Raw genomic sequence first — 26,544 nt, forward strand, 5'->3', positions numbered from 1 at the left:
AAGATTAGATACCGCCAGAAAACTCATAGCTTAGAAACTCATTGGGTTCCTGAATATAATGGCCTTGGGCATAATCCACGCCAAATTGCCAAAGCAGGGCTAGCGTATTAGCATCGGAAACGAATTCAGCGATGGTGGGCTTACCGACCTCCTTGGCCATTTCAATGATGGTTTTAACAGCCTCCTGGTTCTGCTCATCTTGGAGAAGGTTTTCTATGAAAGCGCCGTTAATTTTAAGATAATCCACTTTAATATGTTTCAAACAATTGGATGTATCCAACCCTGTACCAACATGCTCCAGGGCAAACTGGCACCCTAAAGCTCGAAGTCCCTCAGCAAGTTGCTGCACTCGTTTTAAATAATTGAGGGCGGAACGCTCGCTGATTTCAAAAATTAGCGAGCGGGCATCCAGCCCGCTCTCTTGCAAATGTTTCTTAAGCCAAGGCAAGAGTTTTTTGTCATGGATAGAAGGATCAGACAATTTAACAAAAAACCGGGTAAGTTGGCCTACTTGATGTCGGCTGTGCAAAACACTAATGGCCTTGGCAATTACCCAACGATCAATCTCGCCCATCAATTTAAGCTGAGCGGCTGGTTCCAGGAATATTTCTGGAAGCACATAATTGCCGGCTTCATCGATCATGCGCAACAAAACTTCATAAATCTCTTCGGTCTCCCCGTGGAGGCTAACTATAGGTTGATGGAGCAGAGAAAAACCATCCTTATTCATAGCCTCCCAGAGTTGAGCTTCCCATCGCTTTATTTTTTCCTGATCGGTAAGGTCCTCGATCACCGGCCTATAACGCTCAATCCGATTGCCACCTGCCTCCTGAGCTTTAAGGCATGCTTTATGGGCTCGCTCTAGTATTTGCTGGACCCCCGGCGCGCTTTCTCCTATTCGGCAAATCCCGATGCTGCAAGTCACATTGACACTACGTTCACCTATCTCCACTAAATGCTGATCCACGGCCTGACGCAACTGTTCAGCCAAAGCGTCCTCTTGCTCATCACTTCCATGGGGAAGTAAAAGAGTAAAAATATCATCTCCAAAACGAGCCAGAATGACTTTTTCATCACAATATTGTTGTAGAATTCGAGCCACATCAACAACGACCAAATCGCTGGCTCCAATCCCAACCCGCGCCCTGACGCGATTGAATTGATCGATGGCGATATAGAGCAAACCACTCTCCCTATCTCCCGCCCTGGCTGCAAGTACCCGTTTTTCTATTAATTCCAGATAATGGGGGCGGCTAAAAAGGCCGGTTAATATATCTCGTTGCTGAACCTGCTTAATCTTTTCCTCCGCAGCAGGATCGGAAGTTTCATCTCGAATGACAATTTGGGTGCAAAACTCACCTTCAATACTCGCGGGAGTCAATTCCCAGGCCGCGGTAAAAGTATGGCCATCCGCTTTGCGCGCCTGCAGGGTAAAACGGGCATTTTCCCCCTCGCTAGCGCCATATTCCTTAAGAAAAACTTTAAAACGGCCGTGCTCCTCGGGAGCTATCATATCCAGTAGGGGCATCCCCTCGATTTCATCAAGTTCATGACAGCCAAACAACTCCAGGTAAGCCCGGTTCGCATAAATATGCATGCCTTCATGCACATAGCCTATCGCATCCCGGGAGCTCTCTAGCAAGGCGCGGACCCGGCGCTCGCTTTCCTCTAAAACCATCTCACTATGGCGGCGCACCCGGCGGTTTTCCAGATCCTGGAGTTCGCGCCTAATAACAGATTGAAGACGGAGGGGTCGGCTCTTAAACACTACATCCCGTACACCGGCAGCATACATTTCATCGATATCATCGGAGTCAATTTTTTCATCCACTATAATAATAAGCGGGATATCCTTCTCCGATTGCAGAAGGATCTGAGCTACCTGCGCTACACTGAATTGCGGCAGCATGGCTGCGCAAACGATAATATCCCAACTTTGCTCCTCTACTGCCCCCCGAAATTCTTCTACTTCCTCCACCCGAGAGGCTCGCGCCGCAAATCCCAGCTTGCGCAACAGGTTCGTCACCATTTCCGCATCCTCAAAGGAGGCATCCACAATCAATAACCGCACCGTATTATGGGGACTTAACATTGGATTTTCAGTGCTCTCAGTCGGTGTAATTAGATTCACCCCCTATTAGGATATTTAATGGAATTCCGTAAGACTTGGCGGGTCGATTGCCTTCATGGTTCTTTCTATCCAATCGTGCGCTTCCTGATTAACTTGAGTCGCGGATTTACCTTGAGTCTCGATAGTGGGACCAATGACAACCTCAATAACCCCAGGATATTTAATAAACCCACCGCGCGGCCAGTAACGTCCCGCATTATGGGCCACCGGCACCACGGGATAGCCAGTAGCTTGGGCCAAGGCAGCGCCCCCGACACCAAAACGACCCATAATGCCAGGCGGCATCCGAGTCCCCTCCGGGAAAACTACCACCCAGCGGCCCGCGGCAAGACGTTGTCGCCCCTGTTGTATAATTTGTCTAAGAGCTCGGCGCCCCGCCTTACGATCAACCGCGATGGGCTCCAGCAAGGCGAGACCCCAGCCAAAGAAGGGAATCCATAAAAGCTCCCGCTTCAACACCCAGATCTGGGGTGGAAAAATCTGTTGCAAGGCAATCGTCTCCCAGGCTGATTGGTGCTTGCAGAGTACCACCGCAGGTCCGGGAGGAATATGTTCCGTACCTCGAACGCGGAAGCTAAGTCCACAGGTTTTCTTAAGCCACCAAAAATTAAAGCGGCCCCATTGGATAAGAAAATGGTAACGATAGCGAAAAGGCAAAAAAAACAAGCATAAACCCACTAGACCGAAGATAGGGGTAGAGAAAAACTGTCCCAAGCTGAAGGCAAAGGAGCGCCAAAGTAATTGCTGCCGAACCACCAAGGCTGGAAAAGAAGTTCTACTCATGGCGCGGCTGGATTTCGGGGCTTGCTTATCCATACTTTAGCAATGCATCAGCAACTGAAGCTAGATCATCGTAAATCTCTACCCCCATCGGCAGATCAGGGTTTTCCGCCGTCCTCCTACCTTTTCCCGTACGCACTAACAGGGGGGTAGCACCCACCGCTTGGGCCGCCTGCAAATCTCGTAAGGAGTCGCCAACTACGGGTACCCCTTTTAATTGAATACGCAGGCGCCGAGCGAGATCATGGAATAAACCTGGGCGGGGCTTACGGCAGCTGCAATCTTCCTCGGGGGCGTGGGGGCAAAATAAAATTGCCTCGATGCCACCTCCCATCTGCGCCAGAAGATGATGCATCTTACTGTGAATTCGGTTGAGGCTAGGGACATCAAAAAAACCTCGCCCTATCCCTGATTGGTTGGTGGCAACGATAATTTGATAACCCGCCTGATTAAGCCGAACGATAGCTTCCAGGCTGTGAGGAATCGGTATCCACTCGGCCGGGCATTTGATATATTCGTCAGAATCTTCATTGATGACCCCATCCCGATCTAAAATAACCAAGCGCATGGCTATTCTCCTCTTGACTTATTCAAGCAGTCTTACCCTCCTCCCATCCCCCAAGCAAAATCAAACCTGCAAGCGGGAAATATCCGCCACCTGAAGGAACAATGTTTGCAGGCGCTCTAGTAAAGCTAAACGGTTAGCACGCAGTTTCGGATCTTCCACCATGACCATCACCTCGTCAAAAAATTGATCTACCGCGCTCCGCAAACCGGCTAGAGCCGTCAGCGTAGCACGGTGATCCTGCCTCTCTAATAAGGGCACCACTTCCCGTTCCAAGCCGTACATCTGGGCTGCAAGAGTCTGCTCCGCGGAGTCTTGCAGTAGATCAGATTCAATTTGTGCTGGCAGTCTTTCCCCGCTCTTGCGCAAAATATTTCGGATTCGTTTATTGGCCGCTGATAAAGATTCGGCCTCTGGCAGCTTGCGGAAAGAAGCCACCGCTTTGAGACGGCGATCAAAATCCAGAGGCTGGTCCGGCCTCACAGCTAAAACCGCTTCGATTTCATCAGGCCGAAAGCCCGCTTCCAAATAATAACCCCGAAGACGCTCTAGTAAGTAAGCATAGACGTGGGCTGCGGTATTGTTCTCAGTTAAACGATCATGATAAGTTTCACAAGCTAACTTGAGTAAAGAAGGCAGATCCAGCGCAAGCTCGGACTCGATAATAATACGCAATACACCCAGGGCAGCCCGGCGCAAACCATAGGGGTCTTTATCACCACTGGGAGGTGTGCCGGTACCAAATAATCCCACCAAGGTATCTAAGCGATCTGCCAAACTTAATGCCTGGCCAGGGGCAGTGCATGGCAGCACATCACCAGCAAAGCGGGGCAGATATTGCTCTCTAAGCGCTTCGGCAACCTCTTGAGGTTCTTTGTCGTGGAGGGCGTAATAGCGCCCCATGCTCCCTTGTAGCTCCGGAAATTCGGTAACCATCTCGGTCACCAGGTCGCACTTGGACAATAATCCAGCACGCCTAGCCCAATCCCCATTGCCGCCAATATCCTTAGCAATGTGCCCGGCAAGTTTAGCCAGCCGCTCAGTTCTCTCGAAAACGGTGCCTAATTTCTCTTGGAAGGTAATTTTTTTGAGTCTCTCGCGGCGGCTAACCAGAGATTCCTTGCGATCAGTGGTATAGAAAAAGGCTGCATCGGTAAGACGGGGTCGAATGACTCGCTCATTACCTTCTACCACGGCCTCTGGACATTGGCTCTCGATATTGCATACGGTAATAAAACAGGGTAGCAAGTGTCCTTGTTCATCCTGTACCGGAAAATACTTCTGGTGATCTTGCATAGTGGCAATGAGCACCTCTTCCGGCAGTTTGAGAAAATCCTCATCAAACCGGCCAGCCAAGGCCATAGGCCATTCCACCAGGCCCGTCACTTCATCTAACAAAGCTTCCTCAATCAGGGCTTTTCCGCCCATCTGCTGGGCAGCTGCCACTACCTGGGCATAGATAGCCTCCCGGCGGGCAGTAAAATCAGCCAGTACCTTACCTTCGGTTTCCAGCAAAGACGCATAAACAGCAGGCTCTGTCAGATAGAGGGATTCGGGATGATGAAAACGATGTCCCCAAGTCTCCCGACCCGCTTGGACACCCAGCAAAGTCGCCGGGATCACCTCTTCGCCAAAAAGTAGGACGAGCCAATGAACCGGGCGTATGAATTCCCCTGGGAGATCGCTCCAGCGCATGGGCTTGGGAATAGGTAACCCGTGGAGGACCTGGGCCAGGATAGTCGGCAATAATTCGCGGGTGGGCGCCCCCTGCCGCCGTTGCCGGTATACTAGCCAAGCCCCTTTCTCATTCTTCAAACTCTCTAGGGCCTCTACCGGCACCCCGCAGCTACCGGCAAAGCCTCGAGCTGCGGCGGTAGGCTTACCCTCTTCGTTAACGGCTGCTGCCAATGCTGGCCCTCGGCGCTCCAACACCTGTTCAGGTTGGGAAACGGTCAGAGCCTGTACCCATACCGCCAAGCGACGCGGCGCGCCATAGCCTTTTAAATCCGCATAGATTAATCCCGCCGCCTGTAGTCCGCGACCAAGTTCTTGAAGCAAACTCTCGGATAGCTTGCGCAGGGCCTTAGGAGGTAACTCTTCGGTGCCAATCTCGATTAAAAGATCCCGGGTCTCAGTCACAGGCTATCTCCTTACCAACGCCCGCTAATATGGGAAAACCCAAAGCCTGGCGCCGCGCCAGATAAGCCTCGGCCACCGCCCGCGCCAGCGCCCGAACTCGCAAGATGTAACGTTGGCGCTCAGTCACGGAAATGGCATGGCGGGCATCCAAAAGATTAAAAGTATGAGAAGCTTTCAGCATCATTTCATAGGCAGGTAAAGAAAGTTCAGCTTCAACCAAGCGCTTGCTTTCTGCCTCGCAGCTGCCAAACCAGGCAAATAAGCTCTTTGTATCGGCTTGCTCAAAATTATAGATCGACATCTCGACTTCATTCTGATGAAAAACATCCCCATAAGTCACTCGCCCGAATGGGCCCTCCGTCCAAACCAAATCGAAGACACTGCCAACCCCCTGCAAATACATCGCAATCCGCTCTAGGCCGTAGGTAATTTCACCCGTCACTGGACGGCACTCTAACCCTCCCGCCTGCTGGAAGTAAGTAAACTGGGTAATCTCCATACCATTCAGCCACACTTCCCAGCCCAACCCCCAGGCACCGAGGGTTGGGGACTCCCAATTGTCTTCCACAAAGCGGATATCATGCACCAGAGGCGATATCCCCAACATCCGCAACGATCCTAAATAGAGTTCTTGGATTTCCAGAGGCGACGGCTTGAGCACCACTTGATATTGATAATAGTGCTGAAGCCGATTCGGGTTATCCCCATAACGCCCATCCGTGGGGCGGCGCGAAGGTTGGACATAGGCGGCGTTCCAAGGCTCCGGGCCAAGAGCGCGTAAAAAAGTAGCCGGATGAAAGGTTCCTGCCCCCATTTCCATATCATAGGGCTGAAGAAGCACGCACCCCTGCTCGGCCCAATATTGTTGCAGCCGCAAGATAAGTTCCTGAAAGGTTGCAGGCATGGTGCCTGCGATATCGCGGGACTTGCTGGTCAAAGGATCTCCCCTTTCTTTTTCCGTGGTGGCTTTTAATTTAAGTAAGCAAGTATATCGTCCCGAAAAATTCAAACAGCAACGATGACAGGACTTTTACTCATGGACAAAGCTGCATAACTTTCATCTTCTCACCGCTCCAGGCTGTAGAATAGATCGGCGCCAGTTTCAAGACCTGTTTCGGCTCGTATGCTCCAATTTTTACTCAAGGTATAGCGTATGCGAAAAGAACTAAAACGCTCAAATAACCCGATTCCATAACCAATGTAAAGGCTGGGCGAGAGCTGCTTGCCTAGCATCAGCATCTCGCTTTGGGTCTGCCCGTTACCATTATCAGCGGATTCAATCCCCACGTCTTCCAAACCAAAGATTTTTCCGATCCGTTTAGCAAGGAGGTTTCCACCGGATAAGCCAAGAGAAGTTGCGGCTTTGGCCAATAATTCCCCGTCATCCCCAGAAGCTCCCGTCAAGGGCCGCCCCAAGACCAAATAGGCCAGAATATTGCTCTCATCCATTGACGGCTCAGAAAATAAAGTGAGGACGGGTTCACTGGCAGCCCCCCGGATGCGTGCTCCAACAACGATGTTACCATTATCTACTTCACGCACGGCTTCTACATTCAGCCTGGGATCGTCAACAGGCCCGGCAAAAACCACCTGGCCCCGCCGAATATGTAACTGCTGCCCATAAGCTTTATATTCGCCCTTAACGATCTCGAGCTCACCGCTTCCCCGGGTAGGCTTCCCGGGAGTTTCCGTCACCAATAGGCTACCGGTTACTCCTCCTTTAAATCCAAAGGCCCGCACTGCGATATCATCGCCCAAAATAATTCTGACTCGGGCATAAATAGGCACAGCCTTTTTTTCAGCTTCCTTTTCCTGGGATATGATCACTACATCTTGGGAAACAGGCACCCCCCCTCTGCTCTCAATATCCTTGATCACTAGAGTGGCCTCTGGTATGACAACTTCCCCTTCCGCGCGAATGCCTTCTTCTGCCTTTGTGATCTGCAACTGGGGTGAGACCAATACCCTGATATCCGAGGTCCCCATGGCTTCAAAACGTTCTCCGGTCACCGTCACCTTAGCGGGCCAACCCGCCTCGGGTTCCAGGCGAACCTGGCCATTAATAGCTAGCTGGCCCTCCCCCGAGTGTACCCCACCCGTGAAAACGAGCCTATCTTGCTCACTCGCCTCCATCCGCAGCCGGATCTTCGTCAACTTTAATCCAAGGGGAACAACCTGGGCGCGTCCTTCTTCAAGCACCACTTCTCCCCGCAGTCGAGGTACAGCAACGCGTCCCCCCAAAGTCAGATTCGCTCGCAACCGTCCTTGAACCGCCTGCAACTCTGGCAGCAAAGTCTCCAAAAAGGCGAGATCATTAAAGGCCATTGAGACCTGGCCTTCTAAAGGCAATTGCCCCATGGCGGTCAGATCCAAAGGGGCGGAAGGCAGGCGCAAGGATGCCTTGACTGGCGCTACGCTAGGATCGGCTAAAAGTAACTCAAAGCTTGCTTCTCCTCCGCGTTCTTCCACATTAAGTCTGGCCTCCGCACCTTGGTAAGGAAAACGCAAAGACTGTCCCTCGGGGGTCACTTGGGTCAACTGCCCCCCGGAAACCGCAAACTGCATCCGGGCTTGAGCTAATAGGTGGCTCTCTCCCTGGACCTGTGCTTCACCGGCAACCATCCCTTCCAGCGCTGTTTTTTCCGGTAAAAGCGGCCCTAGCATTGCTAGCGGGAAATTCGCTAGCTTGAAACTTCCTTGCCAAGGTCCTTCTTCCTGCCAACCGCCGCCCAGGCAAAGCTGGGCAGACTGCCGCTGCCAACACCAGGGAGCAAGATCAACTTGGCTGCGACTCAGCATAAGAGGGGTGGAGCCCGGCGCCTCCCAGCGGCCTATAAGTGAGTCTGTAAGCTCAGTCTTGGTAATTTCCCCCCGCCAAACCTCCTCTTTCTCTTTCCAGGAACCCTGGACTCCAAGGTCCAGGGAACGCTCCGGCGCCTTCACTGCCAGACTCAGTTTATGGTGCAATGGCGTGCCGCCCCCCTCAATAGCCACAGAGCGGAGAGTCTGGTCTGCCAAAATGAGATTCGAAGCATCGATCCGCACCCGCGATGAGTGCTTCCCCTGTAAGTCCACATCCACATTAGCCTGTACCGATTTCACTTGATAATCCTGATAGGCTAAGGCTTGCCCCTGGAGTCGAAAGGTAAGCTCCGGGCGTGTAAGCGGCCCTCCCGCATGGCCCTTTACCAGCAAATCCCCCTGAGCCTCTGGCAGCAATTGGGAAAGATCCGGGGAAGAGAGATACCACTTTAGCGCCAGCTGCTCACTCACTGTTCCCCCCAGAGAAAGCCGGGAATCTCCCGAGCGTAATTTTAAATCGGCGATACGCCAGGTATTATCTTGTCGTTGAACCCTTCCTTGGGCCGCTACTGGATAGCCCCGCAGGGAGCCAGAAAGGGTGTGGAGATCAAGCGTGATATCCTGGGCGTTCTCCTCTAAAACACCGTTAGTATCAGTGCTAAAAGACAGCACACCCGGCCATTCCGGCCATTGCTTCGCCAAATTAAGCGACTCTCCGGTTAATTGCAGCTCCCAAGCCAAGTCGGGAGTCCAGCGGAAATGACCCGTTCCGCTCAAATCCCCATCCAACAATTGTCCCCGTAGCTTCTCTAGCTCAAATTGGGTGGTATCACCCGTGCCCAGCAAATGCCACTCGCTGACAGGGATATCCTGACCGGCAAGGGCACTATGCAACTGCAACCGGTAGGCGGCAGGAGAGCCCTTCAAAGTCAATTGACCCCGGTTGCTGGAGACTTGAGCTACCCCTGTCAGGGGCCAAGCCATAGCTTGCCATTGCCCCGCAAGGCTCATGTGAGGCTGGTCTTCTGCCATCATCACCTCCCCACGGAGCGCCAACCGAGCAGGCCCTTCAACTTGCCGTAGGGTCAGCCGCTCCAGGAGCCAATGTCCCATGGCAAGCTGTTCGACCGAGAGATTGCCCCTAAGCGTGCCTGCTTGCGCCTCCTGAAGCTGATAGGAAGCTTGCGCCTTAAACTGTTTTAAACTTCCTGCTCCCTTAAGGTCCAGGCTAACGCGTATCGCCGGCCACTGGGCGGATAAATGCTGCAATTCGACTCCGGGAACCTCCAGCGCCGCAACCCAGCGAGGCTGTTCCAATAGATCAAAAAGCCTGCTTCGGAATTGCAGATGGAAGGGAGCCTGCACTGTTTGGTATAGGGTCAGCTGGCGAAGATCTCCTTTTACTTTACCCACGCCAGTGAGCTTCCCCAGCTCGGGAACCGGCGCTCCCCAAGCCAGGGCGAACGCCATGGGATAAGCCTCCTGAAAAGCAATCTCTCCACTCACCCGCACCCGTCCTTGAGGGGCAGCAACCCCCAATTCGCCTACTTGTAAGGTTTGGCCATCAAAATCCCCATTGAAAACAACAGCATCAATAACCACCGGGGACGATTCGAGAGGAGTTAAGGAAATATTTTGAAGCCGGACATCTTCCGCCTTGACTTTTAAAGGGAGCTGCACTTCGGGAAGCACTATCGGCTCTTGCGAGGCCGTAGACTCCCCTGGGCGTTCTTGGCGCCAGCTAACTTCTCGAAGATGAAGCTGTTCCACCCAGAAGGTTGCCTCCAACAAGGCTGCCGGCCGCCAGGCAAAGTGAAAGTACCCGATTTCAAGAATAAAATCCGGAGTCTGGTAGCGTAATCCAGTCAGGGTAAGCGCCTTCCCCAAAGTCCCCTCAACCTGGTGGGTTTCTAACTCTCCCGGAACCACCCGGGCCACTTGGGATAATAGTTGCCGAGTTCCCACCTCGGTCAAAGTCAAATAGGCAAGCCCCCCTACCAGCAGCACTAAAAACAGCAGAATAAAAACGCCAATCGAGCGCAGTAGCTTCACAAATCAGGGCCTAAATTAACATGAAGACGGAAAGGGGTACCAGGTTTAGAAAGGGCGAAGGCAAAATCCACCCGGATAGGACCCACTGGAGAAATCCAGCGGACACCCACCCCTGCTCCCTGTTGTACCTCCAGCGAAGAAAAATCATTAAAGGCATTGCCCGCATCATAAAAAGCAGCGGCAGCCCACTTATCCAAAAAACGATATTCGTACTCCACGCTCCCCACGAGAAGATTTTTTCCGCCTATCACTCGATCCCTCTCGTTAATGGCGCCCAAAGAACTGAAGGCATAACCACGTATACTCTGATCGCCCCCAGCAAAATAACGCACCGAAGGAGGAAGGTTGGCAAAATCCGAGACCCAAGTGGTGCCCGCATCCCCCCGGACTAGCAAACGGCTACGGCGGCCCAAACTCCGGATGATCTTGCCTTGCAAGGTAAACTGGAGAAAAGTGTTGTTGGAAAGAAGTTCCTGCGCAGCGCCCTGTAATTCTAAACTTACTCGGTGACCTCGCTGGGGATAAACAGGATCGTCGGCCTGCCTCCGAAACCAGGTAATTCCTGGAATCAAAAGCTTAGCTAGACCTGAATCGCCACCGACGTCAAAATCCTCTAACCGGTAGTCTAAAAACAAGGTTTCCTGCCAGCCACCTGGCCGGGCAACAATCCGCCGAATTCCAAACAGCGCAATGTGGCTATTGCTAGTGACCGTTGAACGTCGGCCAATACTCGAAGCAATACTGACTCGATCAGTACGGGGATTGCCGATCGGAATAACATAGCTTGCATCGAAAGTTTGGTTAATTTTAGAAGTATTCAAGGCAAAGTTGAAACGATGCCCATAACGGTTAATATACCGATTCTCCCATCCCAGATTAAGTCGTGGCCCCGTATTTGTTCCAAAACCTACTCCTACTGAATAGCGATTGTGTTTCTCTGCTTGCAAGTAGACCGATATAGGCACTTCCAAGTTTGCCGCTCGTTGCGGGTGAGGTTCTACTTCTACTACCGCAAAGTAATCACTATCCACCAACGCTGTCTGTAGTTCAACGACCTTTGAACTCCGATAAAATTCTCCTTCCTGGAAAGGCACATAGCGAGCTAAGAGCTGAGGACGCACGACAGTTTCGGTAAAGGTAACCGGACCAAACCGGTAACGGGGGCCCGTATCAAAACGTAAAACAGCACCAGATGAGTACGTATCCAGGTTTATTCGCAACGCCTGCTGGGTAAAATTTGCCTGGAAATAACCGCGTTCGCTAGCTAATCGCTGCAAGGCCGACTTCCCCTGTTCATAATGGGTTTGATTTAAGAATTCTCCCTCTTTAATAGGAAAATCCTGTTGTAATGCCTGGAAAGCAGGATCTTCCGCCCCCTCTCCCGTGACTGTTAAATCCACCTTTCCCACTCTCATCCGGGGACCCGGGTCGATGCGATAGCGGGCTAGCCATTTCTTAGGACGCTGCTGCAGTTCCGCCTCGATCTGGGGCTGATAGTAACCATACACTTCAAGGGCTGTTTTAATTTCACCCTCCGCCTTGCCATAAAGGCGATGAATGACTCCCTCGGCTAATTGAGCATCCTTCTTCTGGTGGGCAATACTCAGATAAGCCATAACATTTTCCAGGACTTCTCCTTTAACACCCTCCACTTTTGTTTCAAGATAGACTTGAGACCAAGCCGCTCCAATCTTCAGGGAAAAAAATAAGAGACAGAAAAAAAACCGCACTGGGACCGCCCACACTAGTTTATTAATTCTCAAAGATAAATCCCTTTAAAATGCGATCCTGTAGTTTACAAATCTACGGTGTCGTCGCTCAATATGAGATACTTAAAGTGCGCCGAGAAACAGTTTAAAATATCTTTTAGAATAGCGGGTGCGTCCTTTGAACAACGCTTAGTCCGGTCTTTGGCATGAAATATGCTATTTTTTAAAAGCGGGTTTTTAAGTAACTTACAATAAGATTACTTCAACTAATATTAACGTAAACAATCCCCTCTTGTATCTGGAATTGGATACCTATATTACCCCAATATCAGTGTTCAACTGATGCATAGTAAACCAAACCGACTGATAGAAAAATAGAAATGCTCTCTCCAAGCGCCATGGTCCCCACCATAAACTACCCATTGATTTTGACCTTACTTCTCTCAGCCCTATTTCATGGAATATTGCTATTAGGTCTGGATGAACTAAAGTTCTTTCCTCCCTCTACGCCAACCCCCCTCCCTTTGGAAATTATTCTTGTTCCCTTCAAGCAAGAAGAAGCTCCGAAAAAACCAACCCCTCTTACCCAAACCAACAGGATTGACAAGGACGAAAAGGAGGAAAAACATCCACCAGCGCCGGAGGCTCCTTCCCCTTTAGCCACCCCTCCACAGGTACACTCCACTCCCACAATTCAGCCCGCGCCGACAGCTCCTGCTAAGCAAAGACGTCCTCCGCCCAAACAGGCAGCCGGACCTCCCTTGCTCACCCAAAAACAGGTGACTCTTGCCACCAGCAAGCCACAACAGTTACCGGCGCTCACCTCCCCAGAAGTTCCGGAAACGATCTCTCCTCCCCGTCCCTCGGCCCGAGAACTCATCGCTGCCCTAGAAGGACAACTTGCTAGGGAAATTCAGCGTTATGCCAATCAGCCTCGTAAGCGACACCTGGACTCCAGCACCACGGAATATGCGGCGACCGCCTACCTAGATGCCTGGCGCAAGAAAATAGAACGGGTCGGAAGAATGAATTATCCAGAGGAAGCCAAGCGGCGGGGACTCTCGGGAAGTCTCATCCTCGTAGTCGATCTTAATCCGAATGGGACGGTAGCCAACATTGTGATGCGCCACTCTTCCGGCCATCAGGCATTAGATAAGGCGGCTATCCGAATCGTACGCTTAGCCGCCCCCTTCGCTAACGTGCCTGACAACGTACTCCGAGGCCACGATATACTTTCTATTACCCGGACCTGGCAATTCCACAGTGGGAAAGATTTTAGTTCTCGCTAAGACCGGGGTCGCAAGAAAAATGTTGCTTGGTATAATGATGCTTAATCATGAAAACAATGTGCTATTTCCGTAATCATTTCTTGATAGCCATGCCCGCTTTGAATGATGCCAATTTTGCCCGCACGGTCACTCTCATCTGCGAGCATAACCAGGATGGCGCCATGGGGATCATTATCAACCGCCCTTTGAGTATCACGCTTGACCAAATGCTGCAGCATATAAAAGTCAAAGACTACCCTCAAGCAGTAGGAGAGATGCCCGTGTTTCTGGGTGGCCCTGTCCAGCAGGAACGGGGGTTTGTGTTGCACCGTCCCATTGGCCACTGGGAAACCACGCTCAAGATTGGTGATGAAGTGGGCATGACCACCTCCCGTGATATCCTGGACGCTATTACCCAAGGGAAAGGCCCTCCACAAACTCTCATCGCTCTGGGTTACGCTGGCTGGGGACCTCATCAACTGGAACAAGAGTTAGCGGAAAATGCCTGGTTAAGCACCCCCGCCAGCAGTACGGTTGTTTTCGATACTCCCTACCAACAACGCTGGGAAGCAGCGGCGGCCCTGGCAGGCGTTGACCTTTCCCGTCTCTCCGGAGAAATTGGACACGCATGAGCGCAACCCTTGATACCCCCTTTCCCTCAAAACCCCGGATCGCCCTCGGCTTTGACTTTGGGTTACGCTATATTGGGGTCGCTGTAGGTCAAGAAATAACCCATAGCGCTAACCCTTTAACAACCCTGAAAGCCCATGAAGGCAATCCCGACTGGAACCAAATTACTCAACTCATCAGGCAATGGAACCCTGACTTGCTGATTGTCGGGTTACCGCTTAATATGGACCAATCGGAACAGTTTTTGACTAAAGCAGCCCGCCGCTTTGGTCGTCGTTTGCACGGCCGGTATGGTCTGACCATAGAATGGATTGATGAGCGTTTATCTACCGTTGAGGCCCGGGAGCGGTTAAATATTAAGTCTTCCGCCTCTGGTCGCCGCCAAGGCATCGATCAGATGGCCGCCCAATGTATCTTGCAGACTTGGCTAACAGAACAGCAAACTATCCATCACTAACATTACGGCTTTTCTGCGTGAGGTCCCTATGAATATCCCGCAGCCCGTTTCATTAAATGTAAACGTTTTATTCCGCAATCTAGCCATAGATCTGAGTCAGCGGATGGCTGAACAACAGCGGAATAAACCAGCCATGATTGGCATTCATACAGGGGGGGTATGGGTTGCAGAACGTTTATTGACTCAGGAATTAGATAACCTCGTCTCTGATCCCTTGGGTGTGCTTAACATTGCCTACTATCGGGATGATTTTACCCGCATCGGCATGCATCCCCAAGTACAACCCTCTCAATTGCCCTTTTCCGTAGCCAATCGGCATATCATCCTGGTAGATGATGTCCTCTATACTGGGCGAACGGTAAGGGCGGCGTTAAACGAAATTTTTGACTACGGCCGCCCAGCCAGCGTCACGCTCGCCGTCCTGGTAGAACGCGCCGGCCGGGAATTACCGATACAAGCGGATGTGGTCGGCCATCAATTGGATTTAGCGCCCAACGAGCAGGTCAAATTAACTGGCCCAGACCCTCTGCAGTTCAGTATCCAATATGTTGACCCCACGGAATGAGCAACCTGCAACTGGATCAGAAAGGCCAATTACGCCATTTCCTTAGCATCCAGGGGTTAAACCGGGAGTTACTGACCCGAATTTTGGATACAGCCGAGTCTTTTTCCAGCATCGGCGCCCAGCAGGTAAAAAAGGTCCCCCTATTGCGGGGAAAAACCATTGTCAATCTCTTTTTTGAAAGCAGTACCCGAACCTTAAGCACCTTCGAGCTGGCCGCTAAACGTCTATCGGCGGATGTTATGAATTTGAATGTACGCACCTCCTCGACCCAGAAAGGGGAAAGTCTACTGGACACCCTCCGCAGCCTGGAGGCCATGCATTGCGACATGTTCGTGGTCCGCCACTCTGATAGCGGCGCCGCCTACTTTATTGCTCGTCATGTTCCTTCCCATGTCAGCGTCATCAACGCCGGGGATGGCTGCCATTCCCACCCTTCCCAGGCCATGCTGGATATGTTTACTATCCGCCGCCACAAGGGCTCGTTTCCCAATCTGCGGGTAGCAATCATCGGCGATATCCTCCACTCTCGGGTAGCCCGCTCCGAAATTCATGCCTTGGCGACCTTGGGCACGGGAGAAATCCGGGTGATTGCCCCCCGAACACTGCTGCCGCGCAACGTGGACTCATTAGGCGTTCACATCTTTCATGATATGCGGGTGGGACTTAAAGGGGTGGATGTGGTGATCATGCTGCGGCTCCAACGGGAACGCATGGAAGGGGCACGGCTACCCAGTGAGCGGGAATATTTTCAGCTCTATGGCTTAACCGAAGAAAAACTCGCCCTGGCCCAACCAGAGGCTATCGTGATGCATCCAGGGCCTATTAACCGCGGTATAGAAATCGAATCGGCTGTGGCCGATGGTCCCCGCTCGGTCATCCTGGAGCAGATCAGCCATGGTATTGCCATTCGCATGGCGGTCATGGCCATGACCATGCAGATACCAGTCCCTGAAACCAAGGAGGTTCGCTAGTGCGGACACTCATCCGGGGCGGGCGCCTCATCGACCCCTATAACGGAATAGACGGGCTCCAGGATCTTTATCTGGCTGAAGGCCGGGTGATAGCCATTGGCAGCGCTCCCGAAGACTTTAGGGTCGAGCAAACAATTGATGCCCAAGACCAAATTGTGTGCCCAGGGTTGATTGACTTACAAGCACGCTTACGGGAACCGGGCCAGGAACAAAAAGGAACCATTGCTACGGAAACCCTAGCTGCCGCTAAAGGCGGTATCACCACCCTCTGTTGTCCGCCGGATACCCTTGCCATCATTGATACTCCTGCCGTGGTCGATCTCATTGCCCACCGGGAAGCCCAGTACCAACGAACCCGCATTCTACCCTTGGGCGCCCTCACCCAAGGACTGCAAGGATTACAATTGGCGGAAATGGGCATTTTGCAGGAAGCAGGCTGCGTGGGAGTCAGCAATGGCCTGATGCCCATTACCAATAGCCAGGTCATGCGGCAGGCCATGGAATATGCAGCCACCCTGGGAATCACCCTTTTCCTTTATCCCCGCGATCCTTGGCTCGGCATTGAAGGCTGCTGTCATGAAGGGATCGTCAGCGCCCGCCTCGGTTTAGCGGGCATTCCCGAAACCGCGGAGACCGTCTCCCTGGCGCGGGATCTGTTGCTCATTGAGCAAACTGGCGTGCAAGCCCATTTTTGCCATCTTTCCAGCGCCCGGGCGGTGCGAATGGTCCGGCAAGCGCAAACCGAAGGATTGCCAATAAGCGCGGACGTAACAGCTTATCATCTCCACCTAACTGAACACGACATTGGAGAATTTGACAGCCAGTGCCACGTCATCCCGCCCCTGCGCACCCTGCGGGATCGGGATGCCCTCCACGAAGGTCTGCGGGAGGGTACTTTCAGCGCCATTTGCTCCGATCATCAACCCCATGAGGTCGATGCCAAGCTGGGCGCTTTTCCTATTACCGAACCGGGAATCTCGGGACTGGAAACTTTGCTGCCCCTTTCTTTGCGGCTAACCCAGGACGATATACTAACGCTTCCCGAAGTTATTGCCTATCTTACCTGTCAGCCCGCCCAGGTGCTGGGTATTGAAGGTGGCCATTTAGCGCCGGGACAACGGGCGGATATTTGTATATTTGATCCCCACTGCCATTGGATCTTCAAGCCTGAAGAAATGGCTAGCCAGGGAAAAAATACTCCCTTTGGAGGCTGGGAATTTCAAGGACGGGTCACTTATACCCTCCTGGAAGGGCGGGTGGTTTTTGCGGCGGCAGCCGAAACACTATGACGCCTAAATCCCACCGGAACACCATCCTGGTAGAAGAGGGAAAGATTTTGGCCCAGGATGCCCACCCAGGGGAGCAATATGTGCTGTGGGTTGCCGCCCCTAGCATCGCTTCTTGCGCTACCCCAGGCAGCTTCGCCCACCTCCAGTGTGATTCTAGCCTTCCCATGCGGCGTCCCTTTTCCATCATGCGAGCCGATGCCGAGCATGGCTGGATCGAGTTTCTTTACAAAGTGGTGGGGCAGGGCACACGGCTGCTCGCCCAGCGAAAGCCGGGTGAGCAGATCAACATCCTAGGCCCCATCGGGCAACCCTTTCAGGTGAACCCAGACTATCCCCGGCCCTTGCTCCTTGGCGGCGGGGTAGGTATCCCTCCCATGGTGTTTTTGGCCGATACTCTGCGCCAAACCGAGCATTTCAATCCCTTGGTGCTCATGGGCTCGGAAATTCCTTTCCCCTTCCGGCAACGGCCTTCCCAATTTCTAATACCAGGGCTACCAGAGGGAGTGATCGGCGCTATGCCTCTCTTAGAGGATTGGAAAATTCCCAGCCGATTGGCCAGCCTTCAAGGCTATCCTGGCTGCTTCGAAGGCTTTATTACTGACCTGGCTCGCCATTGGCTCCACACGCTTACCCCAGCCCAACAGCGAGAAGTTGCTATATATGCCTGTGGCCCCCACCCTATGCTGGCGGCCACGGCGCAACTTGCGCGGGAATTTGGCTTTCCTTGCCAAGTCTCCCTGGAAGAATTCATGGCCTGTGCCGTGGGCGGTTGCGCTGGCTGCGTAGTCAAGGTCCAGACCCGGCAAGGACCCGCCATGAAGCGAGTCTGCGTGGATGGACCCGTATTTGATGCCGAGGCGGTGTTTATATGAATGACCAGCAGCTCCTACGCTACAGTCGGCAAATTTTACTGCCTCAGATTGATATCGAGGGCCAGCAAAAATTGCTCGATTCCCGGGTTCTAGTGGTGGGCGTGGGCGGTTTAGGATCACCCATCGCCTTGTATCTAGCTGGAGCCGGGGTAGGACGATTGACTCTCGTTGATCCCGATGAGGTAGAGCTTTCTAATCTGCAACGGCAAATTTTGCATGACGGCAACGTTATTGGCTTACCCAAGGTAGAATCGGCACGCCGCCGCCTGCAGGCCCTGAACCCCGAGGTGGAAGTGCGGGCAATAGCCGCCCGGTTGGAAGGAAAAGGCTTAGAAGCAGCGGTTGCCCAAGCGGACGTAATCGTGGATGGGAGCGATAATTTCGCTACCCGCTTTGCCCTTAATATAGCTTGCGTCCGAATAGGCCGGCCCTTGGTTTCTGGCGCCGCCATTCGCATGGAAGGACAGGTGGCGGTGTTTGATAGCCGGCAACCGGATGGGGCCTGCTACCATTGCTTGTTTCGGGAAGATGAGAAGAGCGAAGAGGAGAGCTGTTCCCAAACCGGCGTGCTAGCCCCCTTGCTAGGGATTATCGGCAGCGTCCAAGCGATGGAAGCCCTAAAGTTGCTATTGGGTATAGGGCAAAGCCTACATAATCGGCTACTGCTGCTAGATGGGCTGAATATGCGCTGGCGCGAAATCAGAATTCATCAAGATCCCCAGTGCCCCATCTGTAACGGCCCGCAAAAGAAATGGCGAGCGTTGGCCTAATGGCAGCAGTAGCACTTCCCCGCCCCTTGGTGAATCAACTGCTGCACCAGGCGCAGGCCAAGCCCCAGCAGGAAATATGCGGACTGATCGGTGCCCGTAACGGCCTCCCTTTTCGCTGCTACCCCATGAATAATATTGCGCCGGAACCACAACGGCATTTTCTCATGGACCCCCAGGGCCAAATCGCGGCCATGCGCCGTATGCGTGAGGAAGGCGAAGAATTATTTGGCATCTACCATTCCCATCCCGAAACTGCTCCTTTGCCCTCAAAAAGCGATCTTGCCCAAGCAGCTTACCCGGGTGTGCTATATTTGATTATTTCCTTAAATACGAAAGGCGTACTGGAGATGCGGGGTTTCCGGTTACAGGGGGAAGTATATGAGGAGATCGAGCTACAATTATAGTTTATGCTCCTCAGATGCAGAGGAGATCCTAATTGATATTTCCCCTGCTTAGCCATTTTATTATCCAAATGGGATCAGTCACGATGAAAAAACTGATAATGCTTAGCTTGCTGGGCGGGTTTCTTTTGGGAAACGTCACCTATCCTAACTTGACGGGCCACCTGTCCGCTGATTTGATTCTGGGCGATAATACTTTTCCTGCCTTAAGAATATGGGACTTTGTTGATCGCTTGATCAATCCCCATCTCTTTGTTTCCAATACTGCTCGCTCTGAAGGAGACACCCCTACCTACCTTTATACCTATATCCCTGCTGACGTTTCAGGTACTCACACGCCCCTTGCCGCGGCCGTCCGTTCAGAAGGAACGGCAGAGGCGGCAGGCGCTTTTTTTTATGGGGAGACCGAAGGTCCGGGTCCTGCCTTTGGCGCCAACAGTCTTGCCGCTACCTATTCAGGCGCTCCGGCCATCGGAGTTGAAGTCAATGGATTAAATTTTTCCGGCGACCCCCAGGCCCCGGTGCGGGGCATTGACATTGTCAATGGCGGAAATGCGGCTACGCAATGGGCGTTAGGAATTGAGACCTCAGCTAGCCAGCCCCAAGGAAAACCCAAAGTCGGCATTATGCTAGCCGGCTCTGCCCAGGGCTTTCCCCACGCTCCCGCAAGCGAAAGCGGACTGGTGATTGATCATATTGATTCCGGTGAAGCCATCCGTATTCAAGCCGGTGATCGCATCAGCTTTAATAACGAAGGCACCATTTACATGAAATACAATCCGGCGGCCCAGCAAATCGAATTTTATAATCAGGATCAATTAAAGTTCGCAATTCCTATGTAATTGAAATTAGCTCTATGGGCCAAGACCCTCTTTGAATATTCTTAATAAAGTTTGAAAAAATCTTCTCTTAACTAAGGAATAAGCGATGAGCTTTGGAAATATCGTGGGACAGTTACTACAGAACATGAGCAGTCAGAGTCATTCCAGGCTAGAACGCACGACTAGCTCGGAGGGCCTGGGTGGTCTAATGGATATTGCGCAAAACTTTCTTAGCAATAAACAGGCGGGTAACATGACGGGTGGGCAAGCTAGCGGCCTTGGCGCCCTGGCGGGGGCCCTGCTTGGCGGCGGTAGCAGCGCGGCAACGGGTGCGCTTGGCGGAAGTGCCATGGCGATTTTAGGCACATTAGCAGTCAGCGCGCTTCAAAACTGGCAAAACAATACCCCGGCTTCAGCGGCAGGCCCCGCTTCTGAAGCGCCCCAATCTCTGCCGCAAGAGCAAATCGAGGCGCTAGCCGCGCCCCAAACGGAACGGCTTATGATTAAAGCCATGATTACCGCGGCTAAGGCAGATGGGCAGCTTGATCAGAAAGAAATGGATAATATCTTCGGCAAGATTGGCGCTGACGGCATAACCGATGAAGAGCGACGGCTCGTCATGGAAGAACTAGGCCGTCCCATGGATTTGCAAGCATTAGTTTCAATGGTGCCAAATGAAGCGGTTGCCGCCCAAGTTTATGCCGCTTCACTGTTCGCCATCGACATTGATACCGAGGCTGAAAGAGCTTATCTGCGGCAGCTGGCCCAGGCTCTGAAACTGGATGGGGGAACCGTTAGCCGTCTCCACGAACTGACAGGCTCGCCTATGGCGTAATCCATACTAACTAACCGTAATAAGATTCAATGTCTTGTCGGCTTAACACGCCACACGTCCGCAGGCTAGTTGGCCCTATACGCTGCTCCACATACAGCATTTTAGCTTGACTGCTGTCAAGAATCGCCAGGGCTTCCTGAAGCGTGGCATAGAAAGGAACAGGCCGAATATCCTCCCGGGCTGCTGGAATTTCCATGAGATTAAGAGGATCGTCTTTCTCGTCGTTCAAGGCTCGGGCCACATCAGCAGCCTGCACCACGGAGCGAGGCTGGAAATCTCGTTTTATCAATACCCAGCGGGGATTTTGCGCGAGGGCTCGAAGCGCGGTTTCCCGATCAACCACAACGGGGAGTTCCACAAAATGGCGCTCCATCACACTGGCCACACCAGCTTGACGAAGTCTGAGAGAAAGAGGCGCATAATGATAATCCAAGCCCCGGGCCCGCAACAACATCAAAAATAGGGCCTCCTGACCAAACACCTCCCGCGCCACGAGATTCGCCACGACTACCGCCAGCATTCCCGGAAAAAGAATATGGGGGTTAGCGGTGAGTTCTACCAAAGCCATAAGCGCTGCCAGGGGTGCTTGCAACGTTGCGCTCATCATAGCAGCCATCCCCACTATGGCGTAGAGAGCAATAGGGGATGCTTCTTGCGGGAGCAAAGCCGTACCGATAACCCCCAGCGCGCCACCTGCCGCGGTACCAATAACCAGGGTAGGGCCAATGAGCCCTCCTGGTATGCCGAGACCCACGCAGGCGGTGGTAGCCAACAATTTAACGACGGTGATGGCGACCAGAGCGCCCAGGCCAAATTGGCCAAGAAATATGGCGTTTACCGTATCGTAACCCAGGCCCATGATCTCAGGGACAGGGATACTGCAAAAACCCACCACCAGCCCAGCGGCGGTGCAACGCTGCCAGACAGGCCGATGTCCCCCTAATCCGGAAAAAAAGCCCATTAACCAGTTATAAGCAGCCGCCAGGATTCCCACGACGAAACCGATCAAAATCAGATAAGGGAAATCAAGCAGGGAATGCATTTCAGTGGGAGGCACAAAAAAAGCTGTAGAGGGTCCAAATACAACCCAAGCGATGGCAGCCCCTACTACGGCGGCCAGGATAATAGGCGCCACCCCCGCAAGATGATATTGCATCATAATGACTTCCATCGAAAAAATCACACCTGCCAGGGGGGTATTAAAAGAGGCCGCGATAGCCGCCGCGATACCGCAGGCCACCAAAGTGCGGAGGGCATTGTTGGGTAATTCCAACCATTGCCCCAGCAAGCTGCCACTAGCGGCCCCCAAATGCACGCTAGGGCCTTCCCGCCCTACCGAATGACCACAGATAAGGGAAAGCGCGGCAGTGACAAATTGTTGCAGAGTATTACGCCAAGGCAGGCGGCCTTGATAATAGGCAATCCGCTCCAAAACATGGACGACCCCTACCGCCCGGTAAGTATGGGCCAGTTCTTGTAGCAACCCGATGCCTAGCCCGCCAACAACGGGAAGCAATAGTCGGTCGAGCCAGCCAAGACTTTCAAAATCATCGACCCGGTGGCTAGGAAGAAAAGCGATCTGATCCATATCCACTGCTAGCCGAAAAGCCACGGTAACCCCTCCCGCTAGTAACCCGGTTAGTAAGCCAAGAAGAGAGAGCTGGAGCAAAGCCTCCGCCGAGGCGACGCGTATTCGCAGGTTTTCTAAGGGGATTTTTAGGTTAAACAAGGGGGTTTGTAAAGCTAACTAGAAAATGCACCGTTAGGCTAAGAAATTATCAGCTAGATCAAAATCGGCTTGAAAACCGATCAATCTTACAACCGAACGTTGGTGCATAAAGAGCAATGGATGGCGTAAATTACATCACTGCCCATCATGGAATGCCATCGATTTTCAAAAGCTACAGCGAATAAAGATACATCCGCGGAAATTGAGACCAGCCAGCAGTTGCCCGTTGTTCATCATTGCTATCGCCAACCCCAAAGCTGACGTATTTATAATACCTATACCCATTTACGGGAGCAAATAAAATAATTTCATGAAGCCAGGACGCAACTGCTTTTATTGTCCAAATTTACCCCAGGTGCCCACGTTCGATGAGGTGAATATTTACTTGCAATTCCCAGGGCCGACTTCAATTAACCATGCCCAGAATGGCCAGCCAAACCGCAATGTCAAGAGGATACCCCGAGTTTTTTCTCTGTCCAGAGCGGAAAAATATTGCTGGGGAAACAACGCGCTAGCCGCGCTACACGATGGCTCAATGTTTTTTAGCTGCCTGTTGTAACTCCAATGCCCATTGATAAAGGCGGTTTTTTTTAAAACCAGTAATATCAACCGCTAGGGTAACCGCTTGCTTCAAGGGTAAAACTGCCACCAGAGGCTGCAGTACCCGTAGGGCCTCCTGCTGCATAGCGTCTTGTTTTTTTTCCGCGCCATGGACCAATAATACCAACTCCCCCCGTCCCGACTCTGGCGTTTGCCTAGCCCAGTTGAAAAGAAAAGAAAGCGTACCCCCCTGGACTGTCTCATAGCGCTTAGTCAATTCCCGGGCGACTACCGCCTCCCTATCCGCCCCAAAGACTTCTATCATCGCCTGGAGAGTCTCCAGCAAACGGCGGGGTGTTTCATAAAAAATCAGCGTGCGGCTCTCCTCAGCTAATTGCAGCAATCGAGTCTGTCGGGCACCCGTTTTGGCAGGTAAAAAACCCTCGAACACAAAGCGATCCGAAGGCAGCCCCGCTACCGATAAGGCGGCCACCAAAGCGCAGGGACCAGGAACAGGCAGCACCTCTATCCCTGCTTGCCGTGCCTGCCGAACAACCCGGTAGCCAGGATCGCTAATCAGCGGTGTCCCAGCATCGCTGATCAGCGCCACCGAAAGCCCCTCCCGGCAACGGGCGATCAAAAGCTCGGCCCGACGCCGTTCGTTATACTCATGCAACGAGATCATCGTCGTGGCAATGCCAAAATGACGTAATAAAGCCGCGCTGTGACGGGTATCCTCAGCGGCAATCAGATCTGCCTCCCGCAGGATCTGTTGAGCCCGGGGGCTGAAGTCTCCCAAATTGCCAATAGGCGTCGCCACGACATACAGAGTACCGTTCATATCATGAAAGATCAGATAGACTGCCTCTAGGCTACTTTACAGGTAACAGTTAATATTAACCGTTTTAAGTAGATTGATGTGACATGTATTCCCTTATTCCCATGGTGATCTCTTTTCGAAAAGCAGGTCATTGCCTGCCGTTAATGGGCCTTGCCATCCTGCTTGGGCTAACCGCCTGCACTACACCGCCTACCAAGGTTTCCCCCCAGGCGCCATCATCGGAACTTGCTCAGGCTAAGGCCCTGGCAGCCGAGGGGCGCTATCGTGCCGCCGCTGCAGCGTATACCCAATTGGCGGCTAGCGCGCAATCGCCACAACGCCAAGATTACCAATTACACGCTGCCGCTGCCCTGCTCCAAGGCAATTATCAGCAAGAAGCAAACATGCTCCTTGATAGTATTACACTCGAAGATTTAGAGTCGCCCTTGAAACTCCGCTATCATCTTCTGGCGGCCCAGCTTGCAATAGCAGAAGGAGAAGTAAAAAGAGCCTTGCTCCTTTTAGAAGGCATCGAAACTTTAGGACCAAGCCTAGAGCAACAAGCCGCCCTCCATCGGCTCCGGGCGCAAGCCTATGAGCTTGAAGATAACCTTCTTGCCGCAGCCCGCGAACGAGTCCAATTAGAACCTCTGCTCTCCAATGCCCAGGCCCTGCAGGAAAATCAGCTCGCCCTGTGGGGTCTGCTTATGAAGCTCACTCCCGACATCCTAGCAACGTTGCCTAAAGAATCTATCTCCCCTGTGTTCGATGGCTGGTTGAAACTTGCGCAACTTTTTCAGCGCTACCCATTAGGTTCGCCCGGTTTACAGCAAGCAATAGAGGACTGGCGAGCGCGCTACCCTGGGCACCCTGCCTCCTTGCCTCTGCTCCAGGCCGAAATGGCCACTCTCCCCACGATGGCCTACCGACCCTCTATCGCTTTATTACTCCCCACGGAAGGTCCGTTTGCGGCTTCCGCCAAAGCGGTGCAAAATGGCTTTTTTGCAGCCTACTACGATGATAATAGTGGCTGGGCATCTAACATTCGTTTTTATGAAGTCACAATTGACTCTGACACCGGCCACAGCAATGTCGATAGTATTTATCAGCAAGCACAGGCAGAAGGCGCCAGTTTCGTGGTGGGACCGCTAGTTAAGCAATCATTGGCGCAGCTTGCCGCAACCGGCGACTTGCTCTTACCCACCCTGGCTCTTAACTACCTGGACAAATCCCATGGAACCGTGGAAAATCTCTATCAATTCACCCTTTCCCCAGAGGATGAGGCCCGAGAGGTCGCTGAGAGAGCCTGGCATGACGGGCACCGCAATGCTTTAGCCCTCATCCCCGATACCCAATGGGGACAGCGGGTAGAAGATGCTTTTGCCGAGCGATGGGAAAGTCTAGGCGGCACCCTAGTGGGATTTCAAGCTTACGATCCCGAACAAGAAGATTACTCCCTGCTGATTCAACGTTTGCTCAACATTAATGAAAAACAATCCCGTCAACAAGTACGCCAGGAGTTCACCTTGGAGCCGCAGCGGCACCATGAGGCTGATTTTATTTTCCTTGCTGCCTTTCCACGACAAGCCCGCCTCTTAGTCCCCCAGCTCCAGTTCCATCAAGCAAAGGAACTGCCTGTCTATAGTTCTTCCCATATCTATTCGGGGTACCCCGATCCGGAAAATGATCTGGATCTAAACGGCGTGTTATTCTGTGACATTCCATGGGTACTCGATAAAAACGCACACGACGATCCCAGTTACCAAAGCCTGGCCACTGCTTATCCAAAGAATTTTGAACAACTAAAGCGATTCTATGCCTTAGGCGTCGATGCTTACCGAATCATCCCCCATTTAAAGATCCTCCAGCAGAGTCAGGATATGACTTTTGATGGAGCTACGGGAACATTACAGATGGATACTGGACGACACTTGCGCCGCGCGCTAGATTGGGCCCAGTTTAAAAAAGGACAGCCCCAGCCGGTGGCTAAATAATTCCCTTTCTAAAACGAGATGAAGCCAGTTACTAGCCGGGACAAGGGAGAGCAGGCAGAACAACTAGCCTGCCATTATCTGCAAACGCAAGGGCTACGCCTAGCCCAGCGTAATTATCACTGCCGCCTTGGCGAAATTGATCTCATTATGGAAGACCGAGAGAGTTTGGTTTTTATAGAGGTGCGCTGCCGCCGCAAGGGACGCTTTGGAAATGCCATAGATAGCATCACTCCAGCCAAACAGGCCCGCCTCATTGCAGCGGCACAACACTACCTTCAACGAACCGGCAGGACTCAAAATAAACCCTGTCGCTTTGACGTCGTGGGAATCACACCTGAAAAAGGAGTGAATAACATTACGTGGCTGCGGGATGCTTTTCGAGTAGAATCATAGGAAAGCTTTAC

22 protein-coding genes are annotated in these 26,544 nt (G+C 52.4%); 13 read left to right on the forward strand and 9 right to left on the reverse strand.

The genetic code is table 11. The features are described 5' to 3' along the window. Positions 1-4 precede the first annotated feature (4 nt). From NWAT_RS13260 to NWAT_RS13290, 7 genes are all read right to left on the reverse strand, one after another. Positions 5-2,092, reverse strand: a complete 2,088-nt coding sequence (locus NWAT_RS13260) for a GGDEF/EAL domain-containing response regulator (protein WP_013221559.1) — start codon at positions 2,090-2,092, stop codon at positions 5-7. 54 nt (positions 2,093-2,146) lie between these two features. Beyond that, the gene (locus NWAT_RS13265; RefSeq protein ID WP_408634630.1) at positions 2,147-2,914 is read right to left on the reverse strand and encodes a lysophospholipid acyltransferase family protein; all 768 of its coding nucleotides are present in this window, start codon (positions 2,912-2,914) and stop codon (positions 2,147-2,149) included. Between the two features lie 25 nt (positions 2,915-2,939). Further along, a complete protein-coding gene (gene gmhB, locus NWAT_RS13270; RefSeq protein WP_013221561.1) occupies positions 2,940-3,479 on the reverse strand; it encodes a D-glycero-beta-D-manno-heptose 1,7-bisphosphate 7-phosphatase in 540 nt (179 codons plus the stop codon). Between the two features lie 60 nt (positions 3,480-3,539). Further along, entirely contained in the window at positions 3,540-5,615 is a 2,076-nt protein-coding gene (gene glyS, locus NWAT_RS13275) for a glycine--tRNA ligase subunit beta (protein ID WP_013221562.1), read from the reverse strand. Next, on the reverse strand, positions 5,608-6,552 hold the full coding sequence (gene glyQ / locus NWAT_RS13280; protein WP_013221563.1) for a glycine--tRNA ligase subunit alpha: 945 nt from the start codon (positions 6,550-6,552) through the stop codon (positions 5,608-5,610). Before glyQ ends, glyS begins: the two co-directional genes overlap by 8 nt. 128 nt (positions 6,553-6,680) lie before the next feature. Then, complete coding sequence (locus NWAT_RS13285; RefSeq protein WP_013221564.1) at positions 6,681-10,469, reverse strand: translocation/assembly module TamB domain-containing protein; 3,789 nt, start codon at positions 10,467-10,469, stop codon at positions 6,681-6,683. After that, on the reverse strand, positions 10,466-12,232 hold the full coding sequence (locus NWAT_RS13290; RefSeq protein ID WP_041350765.1) for an autotransporter assembly complex protein TamA: 1,767 nt from the start codon (positions 12,230-12,232) through the stop codon (positions 10,466-10,468). Before NWAT_RS13290 ends, NWAT_RS13285 begins: the two co-directional genes overlap by 4 nt. A gap of 326 nt (positions 12,233-12,558) precedes the next feature. Here NWAT_RS13290 and NWAT_RS13295 point away from each other — a divergent pair, with 326 nt between their 5' ends. From NWAT_RS13295 to NWAT_RS13345, 11 genes are all read left to right on the forward strand, one after another. Further along, positions 12,559-13,467 (forward strand): energy transducer TonB, encoded by a 909-nt coding sequence (locus NWAT_RS13295; protein WP_041350766.1) that lies wholly within the window; start codon positions 12,559-12,561, stop codon positions 13,465-13,467. A gap of 47 nt (positions 13,468-13,514) precedes the next feature. Continuing rightward, the gene (locus NWAT_RS13300; RefSeq protein WP_041350767.1) at positions 13,515-14,078 is read left to right on the forward strand and encodes a YqgE/AlgH family protein; all 564 of its coding nucleotides are present in this window, start codon (positions 13,515-13,517) and stop codon (positions 14,076-14,078) included. Next, positions 14,075-14,533 (forward strand): Holliday junction resolvase RuvX, encoded by a 459-nt coding sequence (gene ruvX / locus NWAT_RS13305; RefSeq protein ID WP_013221568.1) that lies wholly within the window; start codon positions 14,075-14,077, stop codon positions 14,531-14,533. Before NWAT_RS13300 ends, ruvX begins: the two co-directional genes overlap by 4 nt. 28 nt (positions 14,534-14,561) lie before the next feature. Further along, positions 14,562-15,098, forward strand: coding sequence for a bifunctional pyr operon transcriptional regulator/uracil phosphoribosyltransferase PyrR (gene pyrR, locus NWAT_RS13310; RefSeq protein ID WP_013221569.1), 537 nt, complete (start codon positions 14,562-14,564; stop codon positions 15,096-15,098). Continuing rightward, positions 15,095-16,069: an aspartate carbamoyltransferase catalytic subunit gene (locus NWAT_RS13315; RefSeq protein WP_013221570.1), complete on the forward strand. Its 975-nt coding sequence runs from the start codon at positions 15,095-15,097 to the stop codon at positions 16,067-16,069. Before pyrR ends, NWAT_RS13315 begins: the two co-directional genes overlap by 4 nt. Beyond that, a complete protein-coding gene (locus NWAT_RS13320) occupies positions 16,069-17,358 on the forward strand; it encodes a dihydroorotase (RefSeq protein ID WP_013221571.1) in 1,290 nt (429 codons plus the stop codon). The genes NWAT_RS13315 and NWAT_RS13320 overlap by 1 nt, the downstream gene beginning before the upstream one ends. Next, positions 17,355-18,230 carry a dihydroorotate dehydrogenase electron transfer subunit gene (locus NWAT_RS13325; RefSeq protein ID WP_013221572.1) on the forward strand — a complete coding sequence of 292 codons (876 nt, stop codon included), beginning with the start codon at positions 17,355-17,357 and terminating at the stop codon, positions 18,228-18,230. Before NWAT_RS13320 ends, NWAT_RS13325 begins: the two co-directional genes overlap by 4 nt. Continuing rightward, positions 18,227-19,000: a HesA/MoeB/ThiF family protein gene (locus NWAT_RS13330; protein ID WP_013221573.1), complete on the forward strand. Its 774-nt coding sequence runs from the start codon at positions 18,227-18,229 to the stop codon at positions 18,998-19,000. Before NWAT_RS13325 ends, NWAT_RS13330 begins: the two co-directional genes overlap by 4 nt. Next, positions 19,000-19,404, forward strand: a complete 405-nt coding sequence (locus NWAT_RS13335) for a M67 family metallopeptidase (protein WP_013221574.1) — start codon at positions 19,000-19,002, stop codon at positions 19,402-19,404. The genes NWAT_RS13330 and NWAT_RS13335 overlap by 1 nt, the downstream gene beginning before the upstream one ends. Positions 19,405-19,487: 83 nt before the next feature. Further along, positions 19,488-20,243 (forward strand): hypothetical protein, encoded by a 756-nt coding sequence (locus NWAT_RS13340; protein WP_041351035.1) that lies wholly within the window; start codon positions 19,488-19,490, stop codon positions 20,241-20,243. Positions 20,244-20,328: 85 nt separating this feature from the next. After that, positions 20,329-21,057, forward strand: a complete 729-nt coding sequence (locus NWAT_RS13345; protein ID WP_013221576.1) for a tellurite resistance TerB family protein — start codon at positions 20,329-20,331, stop codon at positions 21,055-21,057. Between the two features lie 10 nt (positions 21,058-21,067). Here the strand turns inward: NWAT_RS13345 and NWAT_RS13350 are convergent, their stop codons facing one another. Together NWAT_RS13350 and rsmI are read right to left on the reverse strand one after the other, a co-directional pair. Next, positions 21,068-22,786, reverse strand: coding sequence for a chloride channel protein (locus NWAT_RS13350; RefSeq protein WP_013221577.1), 1,719 nt, complete (start codon positions 22,784-22,786; stop codon positions 21,068-21,070). Between the two features lie 532 nt (positions 22,787-23,318). Beyond that, on the reverse strand, positions 23,319-24,167 hold the full coding sequence (gene rsmI, locus NWAT_RS13355; RefSeq protein ID WP_013221578.1) for a 16S rRNA (cytidine(1402)-2'-O)-methyltransferase: 849 nt from the start codon (positions 24,165-24,167) through the stop codon (positions 23,319-23,321). Between the two features lie 83 nt (positions 24,168-24,250). Between rsmI and NWAT_RS13360 the strand changes: the two genes are divergently transcribed. Then, the gene (locus tag NWAT_RS13360) at positions 24,251-26,140 is read left to right on the forward strand and encodes a penicillin-binding protein activator (protein ID WP_013221579.1); all 1,890 of its coding nucleotides are present in this window, start codon (positions 24,251-24,253) and stop codon (positions 26,138-26,140) included. 18 nt (positions 26,141-26,158) lie between these two features. After that, positions 26,159-26,533, forward strand: a complete 375-nt coding sequence (locus NWAT_RS13365; RefSeq protein WP_013221580.1) for a YraN family protein — start codon at positions 26,159-26,161, stop codon at positions 26,531-26,533. Positions 26,534-26,544 lie beyond the last annotated feature (11 nt).

Origin of the sequence: Nitrosococcus watsonii C-113 (assembly GCF_000143085.1) — a bacterium.
Taxonomy (GTDB): domain Bacteria; phylum Pseudomonadota; class Gammaproteobacteria; order Nitrosococcales; family Nitrosococcaceae; genus Nitrosococcus; species Nitrosococcus watsonii.

Bases quoted from the DNA above. Each gene is read 5' to 3' on its own strand.
- NWAT_RS13260 (WP_013221559.1), bottom strand. From the start codon at position 2,092: ATGTTAAGTCCCCATAATACGGTGCGGTTATTGATTGTGGATGCCTCC.
- NWAT_RS13265 (WP_408634630.1), bottom strand. From the start codon at position 2,914: ATGAGTAGAACTTCTTTTCCAGCCTTGGTGGTTCGGCAGCAATTACTT.
- gmhB (WP_013221561.1), bottom strand. From the start codon at position 3,479: ATGCGCTTGGTTATTTTAGATCGGGATGGGGTCATCAATGAAGATTCT.
- NWAT_RS13295 (WP_041350766.1), top strand. From the start codon at position 12,559: ATGCTCTCTCCAAGCGCCATGGTCCCCACCATAAACTACCCATTGATT.
- NWAT_RS13300 (WP_041350767.1), top strand. From the start codon at position 13,515: ATGAAAACAATGTGCTATTTCCGTAATCATTTCTTGATAGCCATGCCC.
- ruvX (WP_013221568.1), top strand. From the start codon at position 14,075: ATGAGCGCAACCCTTGATACCCCCTTTCCCTCAAAACCCCGGATCGCC.
- pyrR (WP_013221569.1), top strand. From the start codon at position 14,562: ATGAATATCCCGCAGCCCGTTTCATTAAATGTAAACGTTTTATTCCGC.
- NWAT_RS13315 (WP_013221570.1), top strand. From the start codon at position 15,095: ATGAGCAACCTGCAACTGGATCAGAAAGGCCAATTACGCCATTTCCTT.
- NWAT_RS13325 (WP_013221572.1), top strand. From the start codon at position 17,355: ATGACGCCTAAATCCCACCGGAACACCATCCTGGTAGAAGAGGGAAAG.
- NWAT_RS13330 (WP_013221573.1), top strand. From the start codon at position 18,227: ATGAATGACCAGCAGCTCCTACGCTACAGTCGGCAAATTTTACTGCCT.
- NWAT_RS13335 (WP_013221574.1), top strand. From the start codon at position 19,000: ATGGCAGCAGTAGCACTTCCCCGCCCCTTGGTGAATCAACTGCTGCAC.
- NWAT_RS13340 (WP_041351035.1), top strand. From the start codon at position 19,488: ATGAAAAAACTGATAATGCTTAGCTTGCTGGGCGGGTTTCTTTTGGGA.
- NWAT_RS13345 (WP_013221576.1), top strand. From the start codon at position 20,329: ATGAGCTTTGGAAATATCGTGGGACAGTTACTACAGAACATGAGCAGT.
- rsmI (WP_013221578.1), bottom strand. From the start codon at position 24,167: ATGAACGGTACTCTGTATGTCGTGGCGACGCCTATTGGCAATTTGGGA.
- NWAT_RS13360 (WP_013221579.1), top strand. From the start codon at position 24,251: ATGTATTCCCTTATTCCCATGGTGATCTCTTTTCGAAAAGCAGGTCAT.
- NWAT_RS13365 (WP_013221580.1), top strand. From the start codon at position 26,159: ATGAAGCCAGTTACTAGCCGGGACAAGGGAGAGCAGGCAGAACAACTA.